The organism is Streptomyces sp. AC627_RSS907 (genome assembly GCF_019049165.1).
In genome coordinates, this window is the sequence record NZ_JAGMUE010000731.1 from 1 (window position 1) to 648 (window position 648).

Here is a 648-nt window from a genome sequence, read left to right on the forward strand (position 1 = left end):
CACCCACACGGCGCTCAGCAGGTTGACGAACGTGACGGCGCGCAAATACCAGACCGCGAACGCCGCACTCCGCTGAGCCCAAGGGCCGCGCTGCTTGCCTTCATCCGGACTCAAGCGGACTTCTCCCATGAAAGTAGAGCATATGAGGGAGAAGCGTTTTATCCGAATTTTGGGCCGTTTTGCCCGATTGGATCGCACCGGGGCCCGGCACGTCCCCGCGGCGCGAGCGCGCGCCGCGGGGTGCCGGGCCAGCGGGCCCGTACGTCAGTCCCGCAGCGGAAGCTCCGCCGCCAGGGCGGCAGCCGCCTGCACCATCGGCAGGGCGAGCAGCGCCCCGGTTCCCTCACCCACACTGACGCCGTGGTCGAGCAGAGGGTTGAGCGCGGTCCGGTCCAGCGCCTTGGCCTGCGCGGGCTCGCCGCTCGCGTGGCCGGCCAGCCACCAGTCCGGCGCCCGGAACGCCACCCGCTGCGCCACCAGCGCGCACGCGGCCGAGACCACCCCGTCCAGGATCACCGGGGTGTGCCGCACGGCGCTCTGCAACAGGAACCCGGTGATGGCGGCCAGGTCCGCACCGCCCGAGGTGCGCAGCAGCTCCAACTGGTCGCCGAGGACCGGCCGGGCCCGGCGCAGCGCGTCCCGGATCGC

General features: G+C 72.4%; 1 protein-coding gene. It reads right to left on the bottom strand.

The window, feature by feature from the left end; translation table 11 throughout:
• Nucleotides 1-264: 264 nt before the first annotated feature.
• On the bottom strand, nucleotides 265-648 hold a 384-nt coding region (locus KUM32_RS38300; RefSeq protein WP_217146430.1), incomplete at its 5' end, for a nicotinate-nucleotide--dimethylbenzimidazole phosphoribosyltransferase.